The sequence below is a fragment of the Psychrobacter sp. ASPA161_6 genome (genome assembly GCF_051970285.1).
Taxonomy (GTDB): Bacteria; Pseudomonadota; Gammaproteobacteria; order Pseudomonadales; family Moraxellaceae; genus Psychrobacter; species Psychrobacter glaciei.
The window spans coordinates 411,870-425,847 of the sequence record NZ_JBEFNJ010000002.1 but is presented as its reverse complement, the minus strand read 5'-3'; the positions used below and the strand labels follow the sequence as shown (position 1 = coordinate 425,847).

The window sequence follows — 13,978 nt, the reverse complement described above, 5'->3', positions numbered from 1 at the left end:
CCTTGAGTCCTATCCTATTTTTATGTATGTGTTATATTAGCACGCTGTCAGATACAATCATAATTATCACCGCTATCAAATACTAAGTTATATTTATCCTTTAAAACCAATATCTTGGTAAAGCTCTGCCATAAAAAAACCCACTATCAGTACGATAGTGGGTTTTTTATATTCAAATGTCATGGTAGACCTAATAATGTTACTCGGCTTGCCACAGCGTTTCGTCTGCATATAACGCTTCAGTGGTTTCGCGTTTGCGAATCAGCTGATGGCGATCATTAGCCACCATGACCTCACTAGCACGCGGACGCGAATTATAATTGCTACTCATGGTAAAGCCATAAGCACCAGCGCCCGTTATCGCTAAAACGTCACCTGTAGCGAGCGACAACAAACGGTCTTTCGCTAAGAAATCCCCTGTCTCGCAGATAGCACCAACGATATCCCATGGCTGTGTACCGTCAGTGTCTAGACCATTCTGTGGTAACATTTCAGGAATCACTGCCATTTCAGCTTGGTATAAAGCTGGACGAATCAAATCGTTCATCGCGGCATCAACAATGGCAAAATTCTTATGCTCGGTTGGCTTTAATACGTCAACTGTAGTCAATAAGATACCGGCATTGGCCACAATACTACGACCCGGCTCAAAGAATACCGTCAGGCCAAGCGCGCTTAATTTAGGTAATAACGCCTCGGCAAACTCATCGATAGACACGGGCGTTTCATCAATATAACGCACCCCTAAGCCGCCGCCCAAATCGATATGGCGTAGCTCGATACCTTTGTCGCGCAGGCTATGCACCAGTTCAATAATTTTATCGAGCGCGGCAACAAATGGCTCAACCTCAGTCAACTGCGAGCCAATATGACAATCAATTCCGACGATATCGATATGCGATAATTCTGCCGCTTGTTGGTAGACAGCAGCCGCATCTTCATGGGCGATGCCGAATTTGTTGTCTTTTAATCCAGTTGAGATATACGGATGGGTGTTGGCATCGACATCTGGATTGACCCGTAGTGATATTGGCGCAGGCTTATCAAGTGACTTTGCGACGTCATTGATTAAGGTCAGCTCGCTAATAGACTCGACATTAAAGCAGCCAATACCTTGGGTCAGTGCATATTCGATATCACCGCGAGTTTTACCCACGCCGGAGAATACCACGCGTGCAGCTTTACCACCTGCTGCCAACACTCGCATCAGCTCACCACGCGAGACAATATCAAACCCTGCACCCGCTTGCGCTAGGATACCGAGCACGGCCAGATTAGAGTTGGCCTTAACCGCATAACAAACCTGATGCTTTAGACTAGAAAAGCTATCCGTATAGGCTTGATAGACATCTAATATCGCCTGTTTTGAGTAGACATAACAAGGCGTACCATAATGCTTGGCCAACGCTGCAACACTAACTTGCTCCATATATAACGCGTCGTCGCGATAGTGCAGTGCTGGTAAGTGGGCAGTTAAAGCGTTAGGGTCGATATATAACCCTTGCTCAGTCTGGGTGGTGACTGACTCACCAATAGTAAAATCGGTTACGCCTGCGTGTTGCTCAGAATGACTCATATAAACATCTCTAATTTCATCAGGTTATCAAGGGTAAAGATTGTCGGTTGCGGCGAGCAAGAACGGCTCTTTGACAAACAATTTTTCTATAAAATTAATAATCGTTAATATCGGTGCTCGGCTCAGGCAATACTTGCTGCTGTTCTAGGTAGCGCGTTTTTTGATAGTCATCATCATCGACACTAGCGAAGGCAGCGTCTTGTGGATTGCTGGTACTGTCGATTTTATCGGTACTCTCTTGCACGGTCTGGCTACTGGAGTCTACTAAATACAAATCGCCTTTTTGCCCGCAGCCTGACAAGCCCAACATCATGGTACTGCCAATAATGAAAGTATAGAAGACACGACGGCTACTGCTAACCAATACGTTAGTAGACTCAGGCTTGGAGAAATGGGGTTTAATAAACATAGAATAGAGGACCTTTAACGTTGCAATGGTGTGGAGGCGCTAAAAACAAGCAGTATTAGGGCGTGTCTTCAATTCAATCGATAGTCATCTAAATGGGCTAAAAATGGCTAAATCTTGCCAAACATCGTCAAATAGCTGGTTAATATCCCGATATTATCTGCGCTATTTTTCTTGTTTGACGGCAATTTATCTCGTTCTTATCACCATTTTTGAAATGAAGACACGCCCTAGTAAAAACCAAATTAAAAATCGAGCACCAAAACAGGAGGATACGACAAGGTTTTAATCATAGCATTATTCTATAAAGCTGTGCGCATAGTGGCTATTAATAATGACCATTCATAATGGCTATTCATGGTTGCTATTCATAGTAACTGTGAATCACTCAAAAATTTATTAAGCGTTGGTATTATTTTGAGGGGTTACTTTATTTTGGATGTACTACATTACCTTTAGAACTATTACGAGAGCACCATTTTAGTTAGCAAATAGCGTTTTGGCAGCTTTTTGACAAACTTTCTTACAATTTATATTGCTTATGGTTTTAGTGCTTTAGCAGCTATCACACCCCAATGATACTCGGTGCACAGTTGTATTAATTACACGCTCAGTACTGAATTTAAACCTTATCGTGGTCGTGGTATAAGCACAAAAATATGTTACATTATAGCCCGACCTTGCAGCTGTGACGAGCGCGCTAGCAAGCGCCTCATCGACACTCGACAAGTATGGCCGTGCAAGAATGACCAAAATCAGCCCTATTTTTGTTTGACGGATGTCAGCATGAATACGGCTGGTTTTTGTTTATTTAACCCGTGTTAATCTATAATGATTCAACACTTATAAAATATAATCTAAGGATAGAGTATGAGCGCCAGCCTGACCACCACTTTTGATGATAAAAACTCTGACACATCAACCCTGACCAGTCCTACTTTAGTCCTTAATTGTGGCTCTTCTTCTATCAAATACGCATTGATTAGTGATGACAACTCTACTCGTATTACTGGTCTTGCCGAAAACTTAGGTCTGGATACTGCCCGTATCAAACACACCACTCTAAATGGCGAAAAACTCGAAATCTCTATCCCGGGTGGTCGTCATAAATTGGCGCTACAAAAAATCCTTGAGCTATTAGAGCAGTACCATTTCATCGCGGTCGGTCATCGCGTGGTACATGGTGGCCGTGAATACTCAGCAGCTGTGCGAGTCGACGATCATGCACTCGCAGAAGTCAAACGCCTCAAGATACTGGCACCACTACACAATCCTGCCAATGCGTTGGGTATCGAAGCGGTGCAAGCCATTTATCCTGATATGCCGCAAGTTGTGGTGTTTGATACCGCCTTTCACCAAACGATGCCGCCCGTTGCGTTTCGTTATGCCCTGCCAAAGTACCTGTACGAAGAACACAAAATCCGTCGTTATGGTTTTCATGGCACCTCTCATGCCTATGTCTCAGAGCGTACCAGCCAAATCACGGAGTCTAAAGGGCCACATGGTTGGCTAACAGCACATCTCGGTAATGGCTGCTCGGTGGCTGCCGTATACGATGGCAAGAGTCTCGATACCAGTATGGGTCTGACCCCACTCGAAGGTCTGATGATGGGTACGCGTAGCGGTGATGTCGATCCTAGCTTGCACATGCATCTAAAGCGTCAACTCGGTATAAGCCTAGAAGAGACTGATAAAATGCTCAATAGTGACAGTGGACTGCTGGGCATATCAGGCTTATCTAACGATTTGCGTACTATCGAGCAAGCAGCCAGTGAAGGTCATAAAGACGCGCAACTTGCGATCGAGATGTTCTGCTACCGCGCTGGTAAATACCTTGCCAGCTTGAGCTGTGCGCTACCGGAGTTTACTGGTATCGTCTTTACCGGTGGTATCGGTGAAAACTCAGTGACCACGCGTGCCAGCATCTTAGCAGTGATGCGTCATTTTGGTATCAAAATAGATGCGGACAAAAACGCGGATTTATCCCGTGGTAAAGAAGGCAGCTTCCATGCAGATGACAGTAGTATTGAGCTGTGGGTCGTACCAACGGATGAAGAATACCGTATCGCGCAAGAGACGCGTCAGGCCTTGAATTTGGTATAAGCCTATTTAGATATTATACTCAGCGTTTATCATTCTTGATGGTTATAAAAAAATAGAATAAAACGCTCAGTATTTTTTATGCTACCAATAATAAATCGAAGTCTAAAACAAAATAAATCGTAGGAAACCTTATGCAAACCATTTTACTTGTTCCCATCAGCCGCGGTATCGGTGTGACATCGGCTGCGCTTGGATTGATTCGGGCGTTTGACTATAACGGTATAAAAGCGGGCTTTATGAAGCCGTTTTTGCAAGATGACACCCTTGATAAACAACACAGCTTGGACAGCTCAAGTGCGTTGGCCATGCATGCCTTTGGTCTAAAGCCACCCAAATCTATCAGCCGTCAGCATGTCGAGCGCATGATCGGCGATGACAACCTCGATGATTTAATGGAAGAAGTCGTCGGCAATTATCATACGCTCGGCGATGATTATGATGTGGTCATCTGCGAAGGTTTGGTGCCGACCACCGAGACCTCTTATGCCTCCCAAATCAACCGAGCAATCGCTCATGCTTTGGATGCCAAGATTATATTTGTCAGTACCGCTGACATCAGCAAACCGGCCTATTTAGCAGACAAACTTGATGTGCACGCCCGTGAGTTCGGCGGTGTCATCGATTCGCGTACGTTAGGCGTGATTTTGATGCGTGTGCAAGATGTGCCCAACACTTTTGACAATCAACCTGTCGCACCTGGGGAAGCCGTCGTCAGCTTGGACCAGAACTTTATGCAAGAAGTTCAGCGCTTATCACCTTCGTTCAATACCGAAGCGTTTCGCCTCATCGGTGTGGTACCCTTTAGCGATTCATTATCTGTGCCGCGTACATGGGATATTGCTACAGAGCTTGATGCCACGTGGCTAAACATTGGGGAAGCCAAAACACGTCGTATCAACCGTATTAGCCTAACGGCGCGCTCAGTGTCACGCGTCAATGAAGTCTTTAAGCGTGGCACCTTAATCGTGGTGCCGGGTGATCGTGATGACTTGCTGTTGGCCGCTGGATTGGCCTGTATCAATGGGATTCCACTGGCAGGCTTGGTATTGACTGGCGGTATCACACCCAGCCCGACGGTTACAGAGCTTTGGCATTCAGCGCTCAAAACTGGCATCCCTGTCATGAGTGTCGAAAGCGACAGCTATGAGACAGTACAGAGCCTTGTACACATGAGCTCTGAGATTCCAAGCGATGATATTGACCGCGCTGAAGAAGTGGCTCGTTATGTGGCTGCGCACTTGGATCTAAGCTGGATTAAAGAATACTTTAGCCGCAATCATGAGCCGCGCTTGTCACCTTCTGCATTTCGCCATCAGCTAGTCAAAAAATCCCAGCAAGCCAAAAAACGCATCGTGCTACCAGAAGGTTCTGAGCCACGTACCGTAGAAGCTGCCTGCATCTGCCAAAGTCGTGGCATCGCTAACTGTGTACTGCTTGCCAAGCGTAGCGATGTCGAGCAAGTCGCCAAAAACCGTGATTTGACGCTGCCTGAAGGTCTAGAAATCATCGACCCTGACAGCCTCGACATGAGCAAATATATCGCCGCCATCGTTGAGCGCCGCAAGGGTAAAACATCCGAAGACGTCGCTGCCGAATACCTAAAGGACACCGTGTACTTGGGTACCATTATGCTTCAGTTAGATGAAGTCGACGGTCTGGTTTCAGGTGCGATTCATACGACTGCCAATACGGTACGCCCAGCATTTCAGTTAATCAAAACCGCGCCGCAGTATTCCTTAGTATCGTCAGTCTTTTTTATGCTATTGCCTGAGCAAGTGGTGGTCTACGGTGACTGTGCGATCAACCCTGATCCCAATGCTGAAGAGCTGGCAGAGATTGCTATCCAGTCGGCACAATCTGCCGCAGCCTTTGGTATCGATCCAAAAGTCGCGATGATCAGCTACTCGACTGGCTCATCAGGCACAGGCGCGGATGTCGAAAAAGTCGCCCGTGCAACTCAAATCGTCCGCGAGCGTGCGCCAAACCTAAAAGTCGACGGCCCACTACAGTACGACGCGGCCTCTGTCATGAGTGTCGGCAAGCAAAAAGCGCCAGACTCACCTGTCGCTGGACAAGCCAATGTCTTTATTTTCCCAGATCTTAATACGGGCAATACCACTTATAAAGCAGTACAACGTAGCGCCAACGTCATCAGTGTTGGGCCGATGCTACAAGGCTTGAATAAACCAGTAAACGATCTATCACGTGGTGCCTTGGTCGATGATATTATCTATACCATCGCGCTAACTGCTATCCAAGCCCATAGCGACTTAATTTAAGTGACTTAATTTAAGTGACTTGATTTAAGTGACTTGATTTAAGTGACTTGATTTAAGTGACTTGATTTAAGTGACTTGATTTAAGTGACTTGATTTAAGCATCACACGGTTTTCTGATTAAAAGTTTAATGATTAGCAGTATATAACACCGCCGACTATCACTATGATGGTCGGCTTTTTATTGCCATTTTAATGACAGACGCTCCGTTGCCCACTACAATAGCGCTATAGTCAGGTCAATATAAAAAAGAGACAGTGTGACTGATATAAATTTTTTGTAGCCTCTGTCTGCGTAGGCACAGCAAGCAAGAAAAATTTGTACCAGTCACGCATTATAATGTCGTGTATCTATTTTATTTAGTATCGACTATATCGTCTATTTTTAATCCATCATAACGTTTTCTTATCAGCCATTTGACCCATTTATTTATGCCAAACCTTACCCATGACCGCCTTGCAGAAAATCCTGCCCCTGCCATTCGTGCCTATTTGGGTGGCTCATTTGATCCGGTACACAAGGGTCATCTGCAAATGGCGATGTACGTCTACCAGCATTTATTGCCAATAACGAAGCAGCAACAGCGTGCACTGCATGTGTCCTTATTGCCCAATGCCCGCTCGCCTTTTAAAAATGAAAGCACCAACCCTAAGCACCGTTTGGCAATGCTAAAACTCGCAACACTTAATACCCCATTACAGATTGATGAGCTGGAGCTGTGGCAAGCACCGCCCGTCTATACCATCGATAGCGTCCGCACCTTACGGCAGCGCTATCCGCATGACAGCCTGATATTTATTATGGGGATGGACAGTGCACGCAGCTTAGATAAATGGAAAGACGGACTCAAGCTGACGGATTATGTCGACCTCTGGGTTTTTAACCGTGGTGGCTTTTCTGACAGTGATGACCATCTTTTTAACATCACTACACATCTTGCTGATAAAAAACCAACGATGCAGACGTTAGCCAATCTACAAACCCAGCTGCACGCCCAGTTACCTATTGAAATGCAAAATAAAACAACCGACTCTCCTGCTGAACTGGTCGCGCTACCTACACCCACACCCACGCAAACTCAAGCAGATAGTGGCGTCTTGAAAAATCCTCATCAAGGTCGCATCTATATAGACCCGCGTCCTATATCGGCCATATCGAGCACTCAAATACGCAAGCAGCTACAAAATCTCGGCAATCAACCAAATATAATGCCTTCAGCCGAAGCGCAAATCACATCTATCCCGTCAATAAATGATATCATTGGCAATACTGAATCCAATCCATTCGCTAAATGGCTAAATCCTGCTATTTATCAATATATTATTGCCCATCAGCTATATTCTGCTGCTCAATTCCGTTAAAATTGTCTTATCTTTGTTTTTTGCCTATTATATCTCTATACGTCACTGCCTCTATCTGGTCAGTGCGAGATGGCAAATTGACAATTAACCTATTTATTTTAATGTTTACGATTCAAGAGATTAAATTTTATGACCAACACCATGACTGAAGAACGCTTAAAAGAATGCTTAACCGTTGTTGAAACTGCGCTAGACGATATGAAAGCGAAGAACATCACTGTAATGAATGTAGAAGATTTGACAGATGTGATGGAGCGCATCGTGATCGCTGACGGTACCTCTAAGCGCCATGTACGCGCAATGGCTGACAGCGTTGGTGCTGAAGCTAAGCAAGCGGGCTTTATGCCGCTTGGCCGTGAAGGCGGTATCGATTCTGACTGGACGTTGATCGATTTGGGCGCTGTTGTCGTCCATATGATGACGCCACAAGCTCGTGAGTTTTATGACTTAGAAGGCCTATGGTCATCACCTGAGCAGTTGGCTGAGCTAGTCGCCGTGCCACGCGAAAAGAAAACGGCCGGTCGTCGTAACAAAAATAAATAAGATTATTGAATGCAATGATCATGTAAAATTAAAAAGACCAGAATATCTATTCTGGTCTTTTTTTATGTAAAATTAAGCGGCTCTGTATCTAGGAAATGTTCTCGTAAATATTCTGAAAATGGTTCAAGATTAGGCTAAGATATCAGCAACCAGTCAGCATTTACTGCCTCAAAAAACAACCAACCATCAGAGCGGCTTATGAGCACAGAACCGATGATATCTACGTTACCAGCAACGGCACAAAGCAAGCCAGACTTTAACCAAGACTTGCCGCTACATATTGCCACCCTAACCTGTGTGCGTGCTGGCAAGTCCATGCCATTCACCCGTGAACAACTGAGCGCCATTGATAAAGCACCCATCAAAGCGCCTGTCGCGGTCAATTTCATGGGGTTGATCACTGATGAGCAAGCCGATCGTAAACATCATGGTGGTCCGCTAAAAGCGGTGCATCAACTGGCACCTGCGACTTATAAGCACATCAATACAGAGTTTGGCCTAAAAGTACGCGTCGGTACATTGGGCGAAAATCTTACGACCGAAGCCGTCAACGATCTACCAGAAATGACTGAGTCTACGGTTTGTATTGGTGACATTTTTGAGTATGGTGATACGGCTACTAGTGCTGATGCTGATGCTGATGCTGATGCTAGTTATAATTTACAACTGCGCATCGTCCAACCGCGCCGCCCTTGCTATAAAATCAATGATCAAATTGGACAGTTTACCAAAGTGCCAAATATAGCAGCATGGGTCAGTAAACAAGGTATCTCTGGCTGGTACTTCCAAGTCGTGCGTGATGGCATCATAGATGCTGATTTACCTGTGTATTTGGTTGAGCGCCCTTATCCGTTTGCAACACTTGAGACACTGTGGCAACTGGCCAATTCTAAAGAGAAATACAATACTGAAGTAATTGAGCCATGGCTCGCGATTGAGTGTTTGGAGGACAGTTGGAAAAAAGTATTGGCTAAAAAAATTCAACAGGATTGAAAAGGTATCACTCAGAAAAAACCTTTAATATGACTTTTCCATTTATAAAAGATAGCCACTACCCTGGGTAGTGGCATCACAAGGTTTTTCATGTCCTGCATTCACCTTTTAATAAGCACTCCCTCCTTCTCCATTTTTGATCGTGAAGGAGTATTCTATGAGTGAAAAAACAGAAAGTATCAGCTATCTACAAGCGATAGCGATTAGCGTCGGTGCGATTATTGGTTGGGGTGCTTATGTCATGCCAGGCGATTTGTTTTTGCCGCAGTCACAACTATTAGGTTCTTCTGTCGCCATCATTATCGGTACTTTGGCCATTTATATGGTCGCGCGTGCCTATATTAATTTGCTAACCCAAACACCAGAAACTGAGTCAGGCGGTATCTATTGGATTGAAAAATACATCAATAGAAAACACGCCTATATTTATGGTTGGGGCGTCACGATAGGCTATATCTCCATTATCGCGCTCAATATCTCAGCTGTCGCTTTGCTGCTGCGCTACCTGTTACCTAGTGGCTTACAATTAGGCTATCTGTATACGATTGCTGGTTGGGAGGTCTACGCTAGTGAAGTGTTCTTGTGCAGTGCAGCTATCATTTTGTTCAGTTATATCAACTTAAAGGGTGTACGAGTCGGTGCAAAAATCCAACTCTATATCGCCCTCTTTATGATTCTGTCAGTCACGGCGCTGTTTTTTGCCTCGCTTTGGATGACACCAACGACCCAAGCATTTTTGCCAACTGATATGTCTAGCGGCTCAATCACCAGTCTGGCATGGTTACCTATTTTGGCCGTTATGCCATGGGCGTATGTCGGTTTTGAGACCACACCGCAGATTTCAAAAGCCATTAGCGATTCAAAAACCAAGACCAAAAGCATTATCCTAATTTCACTCATCGCAGGTATTTTGTTTTACTTTTTAATCAACTACTTTACCGCGCTAAACATGAGCTTTGACTATCAAGCCATCAAAGACAGCCACTGGGCAACAGGTGAAGGCATAGACAATCGTATTGGTAGCATCGGTATTTGGCTACTATCAATTGCTATGATCGGCTCGATAATGAGCGGTATCAATGGCTTTATATTGTCATCGGTTAAGCTCTTAGAGTCTATGGGCGACACTTCATTATTGCCTAGCGTATTTACGGATAAAGACAACCAATTCAGTAAGCAAAAGACCGTTATATTGATATGCTTGGTGTGTTTACTTTCTCCTTGGCTAGGTAGAAACTATCTACTCGATATCGTAACGATGGCATCCTTGGGTATCACCGTTGGCTTTGCATATGTCACGACCGCTGACCTAATTAATGAGCGAAAAAAGAAACAAGCCAATCTACTGAACTATCTTTCTGTATTGATCAGTGTGGTCTTTATATCGCTGCTGCTTCTACCATTTTCGCCAGCGGCATTGTCATTTAATGCTTATATCTTGCTAGGATTCTTTATTGTCTTGGGCATGATAGGGTATCGAAGAATAATGCCTGTGCAAAAAGTAACACCGTAGCGCATAATATCAGCGCATAACTTCCCAGCTATATAGAGCAATTTATGGCAAAAAGTATTACCTCTTTAGCATTGGCTTCAGTATTAGCATCGTGCTTAACCCTGCCCTTGATTGGCTGCGTGACCACGACCTCCCCAGTCGCGACCACTGAGAACTACATCGTAGATAATAAAACCTATCAAGCCACTGGCAAAAGCGAACGTATCAAAACCATTGTGCTGCACTATACGGTTTCAGACAATGACCGATCTATCAAAACACTGACCACAGGCAAGGTCAGCGCCCACTATCTAGTGTTAGATAATGACGATGATAAAATCTATAATCTAGTACCAGAAAACGAGCGCGCGTGGCATGCGGGTGATGGCGGTTTTGCAGGACGGACGATCTTGAACGATACCTCTATCGGCATCGAAATAGTCAATACAGGCATTGCGCCTGAGTATCAAAATGCCCTAAAAGACGGCAAGTTGGCGTATCATCCTTATGAGCATTATGTTGCCTTTAACGAGTTGCAGATTAAAAAGGTCGCGGAGCTGGTGCAAGATATCACCGCCAGATATGACATCTCACCAAAGAATATCATCGGTCATTCTGATATGGCACCCTCGCGCAAGATAGACCCCGGTGCAAAGTTCCCTTGGCAGCAGCTGTATAAGCAATATGGCATCGGCGCTTGGTATGATGACGCTGATAAATTTTCTTTTATGGACATAGACGCATTTGCAGCGGCAACGATACCTGAGATTAAGCAGCAGTTTCGAGACTATGGCTATCAGATCAATAATAGTGATGAATGGGACAAAGCCAGTCGCGATATCGTCTATGCATTTCAGCTTCACTTTAGACCCCGTAACCCAACAGGAACGGTAGACTTAGAGACTTATGCTATTTTAAAGGCATTGAATAAGAAATATGCTGATACCAACGATTTTTATTAGCCATTAACAACCAGAAATCTATCCATAACAACAATGAAAAAGGAAATACTATGAGCACATTGTTTAGCGTAAATTTGAATAAATTGGCTTTAATCCGTAACTCTCGCGGTACTGACTACCCTAACCTGTTGACCTTTGTGAAGAAGCTAATTGATCTAGGTGTCAAAGGCTTTACCGTACACCCGAGACCCGATGAGCGTCATATCAGATATCAAGATATCTATGATATCAGTGCGTTCTTAAAGGACTATCCAGAGATTGAGTTCAATATCGAAGGCAACCCAAACGAGCAGTTTTTAAAGATTATCCGTGAAGTAAAACCGCATCAATGCACGCTCGTACCAGACAGTGATGATCAGCTGACCTCCGATCATGGCTTTGATATCATCACACATCATGAGTTTTTATCAACGTTAAGCAAAGAGCTAGAAGCGTTCGGTACGCGCTGTGCGGTATTTATCGACCCTGATATCGAACAGATCAAAGCGGTCATCGAGAGTGATGTACAGACGATCGAGATGTATACCGAAGAATGGGCGCGCGCTTACAGTAATGGTAAGAGCGATGACAATATTGATTTCGATGAGGTCAAGCAACGCTTTAGCGACTGTATCACCCTAGCCAATCAAAACGGGATCCGCGTCAATGCGGGTCATGATTTGAATTTGGATAATTTGGCTGACTTGCTCGCGCTTAGTGATATCGCTGAAGTGTCGATTGGTCATGCCTTTACGATTGAATCGCTGGAGCAAGGCATGGATAATGTGGTGCGTCAGTATTTAGCAATTTGTGGTTAGTTCATATTAATGAGTAAATAGTCTATTCACTTTACACTCGATGCGGTGATGCTGGGATATATTTTATGCAGCCTCTGTCAGCGTAGACACAGCAAGCAAGTAAAATTTATACTAGTAGCACGGCAATATTGGCGTATCAATTTTATTTTAAAATGACTACAGTTTGGTTCTATGAGCAGTCCTAATATCTGCATTATCAATACGAACGCCAATAATATTAAAAAAGGAATCTTTATGTATCAAGACTTTCAGAAGCACTTACAACAAGAAATCAGTGATATACGCGCGGCAGGCCTGTATAAAAACGAGCGCGTTATCACCTCCCCGCAAGATGCGCTCATCAAGATTGCCGATGGTCGTGAGATGCTTAACTTCTGTGCCAATAATTATCTTGGATTGTCTGATCACCCTGAGATTAAAAAGGCGGCTATCGAAGCCATTGAAAACTCAGGTTATGGCATGTCATCGGTGCGGTTTATTTGTGGTACGCAAGATTTGCATAAGCAATTAGAGGCGGCGATTTCTAAGTTTTTTAATACCGAAGATACGATTCTTTATGCGGCCTGTTTCGATGCCAATGGCGGTGCCTTTGAGCCACTGCTAACTAGCGAAGATGCCATTATTTCTGATTCGTTAAATCATGCCTCAATCATCGATGGTGTACGCCTGTGTAAAGCCGCGCGTTATCGTTATGCCAATGCGGATATGCAAGATTTAGAGGCGCAGTTACAAGCGGCGCAAGCACAGCGTTTTCGTTTGATTGTCACCGATGGTGTGTTTTCAATGGATGGTAATGTAGCGCCAATGGATGAAATTTATGCGTTGGCACAAAAATATGATGCCATGGTGATGATTGACGAGTCGCATTCAGCAGGCGTGGTCGGTCACACTGGTGGCGGCGTGACTGAATTGTTTGATCTACGTGGTGATATTGAGCTTATCACTGGTACCTTGGGCAAGGCTTTTGGCGGTGCTATTGGCGGCTTTACGACGGGTAAAAAAGAAATGATTGAGATGCTGCGTCAACGCTCACGCCCGTATCTGTTTTCAAACTCCATTCCTCCTATGGTGGCTGCCGCTGGGGTAAAAGCGTTTGAGATGCTGTCGCAAGACAATACCCTACAAGATAAATTGCATGAAAATACCGCCTATTTTGTGAAGAAAATGCAAGATGCAGGCTTCGATATCAAGCCCACTGCATCGGCAATTTGTGCGGTTATGCTTTATGACGCCAACGTCTCCCAACAAATGGCAGATGCGCTGCTGAAAGAAGGCATTTATGTGATTGGCTTCTTTTACCCTGTCGTACCCAAAGACGAGGCGCGCATCCGCGTCCAGCTCTCTGCCGCCCATACTCGCGAGCAGCTAGACAAATGTATCACCGCCTTTATCAAAGTCGCTAAGCAAATGAATGTGATTGATTAAGCGTCGTTCGGTATTTATCTAAATTCAACCATTAAGTACAACA

General features: G+C 44.6%; 11 protein-coding genes. 9 read left to right on the top strand and 2 right to left on the bottom strand.

The window, feature by feature from the left end; genetic code table 11:
• Positions 1-199 precede the first annotated feature (199 nt).
• Together lysA and lptM are read right to left on the bottom strand one after the other, a co-directional pair.
• A complete protein-coding gene (gene lysA, locus ACTQ9T_RS07855) occupies positions 200-1,576 on the bottom strand; it encodes a diaminopimelate decarboxylase (RefSeq protein WP_440464693.1) in 1,377 nt (458 codons plus the stop codon).
• A 94-nt stretch (positions 1,577-1,670) separates the two neighbouring features.
• On the bottom strand, positions 1,671-1,985 hold the full coding sequence (lptM, locus tag ACTQ9T_RS07850; RefSeq protein ID WP_010195946.1) for an LPS translocon maturation chaperone LptM: 315 nt from the start codon (positions 1,983-1,985) through the stop codon (positions 1,671-1,673).
• 867 nt (positions 1,986-2,852) lie between these two features.
• Here lptM and ACTQ9T_RS07845 point away from each other — a divergent pair.
• The 9 genes from ACTQ9T_RS07845 (at position 2,853) to kbl (ending at position 13,935) form a co-directional block, all read left to right on the top strand.
• A complete protein-coding gene (locus ACTQ9T_RS07845; protein WP_201593283.1) occupies positions 2,853-4,085 on the top strand; it encodes an acetate/propionate family kinase in 1,233 nt (410 codons plus the stop codon).
• Between the two features lie 131 nt (positions 4,086-4,216).
• Positions 4,217-6,364 (top strand): phosphate acetyltransferase, encoded by a 2,148-nt coding sequence (gene pta / locus ACTQ9T_RS07840; RefSeq protein WP_194620713.1) that lies wholly within the window; start codon positions 4,217-4,219, stop codon positions 6,362-6,364.
• Between the two features lie 429 nt (positions 6,365-6,793).
• The gene (locus ACTQ9T_RS07835) at positions 6,794-7,723 is read left to right on the top strand and encodes a nicotinate-nicotinamide nucleotide adenylyltransferase (protein WP_440464692.1); all 930 of its coding nucleotides are present in this window, start codon (positions 6,794-6,796) and stop codon (positions 7,721-7,723) included.
• A 129-nt stretch (positions 7,724-7,852) separates the two neighbouring features.
• Positions 7,853-8,266 carry a ribosome silencing factor gene (rsfS, locus tag ACTQ9T_RS07830; protein WP_010195955.1) on the top strand — a complete coding sequence of 138 codons (414 nt, stop codon included), beginning with the start codon at positions 7,853-7,855 and terminating at the stop codon, positions 8,264-8,266.
• Between the two features lie 213 nt (positions 8,267-8,479).
• Entirely contained in the window at positions 8,480-9,259 is a 780-nt protein-coding gene (locus ACTQ9T_RS07825) for an MOSC domain-containing protein (protein ID WP_440464867.1), read from the top strand.
• Positions 9,260-9,416: 157 nt separating this feature from the next.
• The gene (locus ACTQ9T_RS07820) at positions 9,417-10,772 is read left to right on the top strand and encodes an APC family permease (protein ID WP_440464691.1); all 1,356 of its coding nucleotides are present in this window, start codon (positions 9,417-9,419) and stop codon (positions 10,770-10,772) included.
• 44 nt (positions 10,773-10,816) lie between these two features.
• On the top strand, positions 10,817-11,713 hold the full coding sequence (locus ACTQ9T_RS07815) for an N-acetylmuramoyl-L-alanine amidase (RefSeq protein WP_440464690.1): 897 nt from the start codon (positions 10,817-10,819) through the stop codon (positions 11,711-11,713).
• A 50-nt stretch (positions 11,714-11,763) separates the two neighbouring features.
• Positions 11,764-12,510 carry a pyridoxine 5'-phosphate synthase gene (locus ACTQ9T_RS07810; RefSeq protein ID WP_440464689.1) on the top strand — a complete coding sequence of 249 codons (747 nt, stop codon included), beginning with the start codon at positions 11,764-11,766 and terminating at the stop codon, positions 12,508-12,510.
• Positions 12,511-12,744: 234 nt separating this feature from the next.
• A complete protein-coding gene (gene kbl, locus ACTQ9T_RS07805; protein WP_440464688.1) occupies positions 12,745-13,935 on the top strand; it encodes a glycine C-acetyltransferase in 1,191 nt (396 codons plus the stop codon).
• The last annotated feature ends 43 nt before the right edge of the window (positions 13,936-13,978 follow it).

What these genes read in the sequence shown, in the direction of transcription:
- ACTQ9T_RS07845 (WP_201593283.1), top strand. Translation starts at nt 2,853, where the DNA reads ATGAGCGCCAGCCTGACCACCACTTTTGATGATAAAAACTCTGACACA.
- pta (WP_194620713.1), top strand. Translation starts at nt 4,217, where the DNA reads ATGCAAACCATTTTACTTGTTCCCATCAGCCGCGGTATCGGTGTGACA.
- ACTQ9T_RS07825 (WP_440464867.1), top strand. Translation starts at nt 8,480, where the DNA reads ATGATATCTACGTTACCAGCAACGGCACAAAGCAAGCCAGACTTTAAC.
- kbl (WP_440464688.1), top strand. Translation starts at nt 12,745, where the DNA reads ATGTATCAAGACTTTCAGAAGCACTTACAACAAGAAATCAGTGATATA.
- rsfS (WP_010195955.1), top strand. Translation starts at nt 7,853, where the DNA reads ATGACCAACACCATGACTGAAGAACGCTTAAAAGAATGCTTAACCGTT.
- ACTQ9T_RS07810 (WP_440464689.1), top strand. Translation starts at nt 11,764, where the DNA reads ATGAGCACATTGTTTAGCGTAAATTTGAATAAATTGGCTTTAATCCGT.
- lptM (WP_010195946.1), bottom strand. Translation starts at nt 1,985, where the DNA reads ATGTTTATTAAACCCCATTTCTCCAAGCCTGAGTCTACTAACGTATTG.
- ACTQ9T_RS07820 (WP_440464691.1), top strand. Translation starts at nt 9,417, where the DNA reads ATGAGTGAAAAAACAGAAAGTATCAGCTATCTACAAGCGATAGCGATT.
- ACTQ9T_RS07815 (WP_440464690.1), top strand. Translation starts at nt 10,817, where the DNA reads ATGGCAAAAAGTATTACCTCTTTAGCATTGGCTTCAGTATTAGCATCG.
- ACTQ9T_RS07835 (WP_440464692.1), top strand. Translation starts at nt 6,794, where the DNA reads ATGCCAAACCTTACCCATGACCGCCTTGCAGAAAATCCTGCCCCTGCC.
- lysA (WP_440464693.1), bottom strand. Translation starts at nt 1,576, where the DNA reads ATGAGTCATTCTGAGCAACACGCAGGCGTAACCGATTTTACTATTGGT.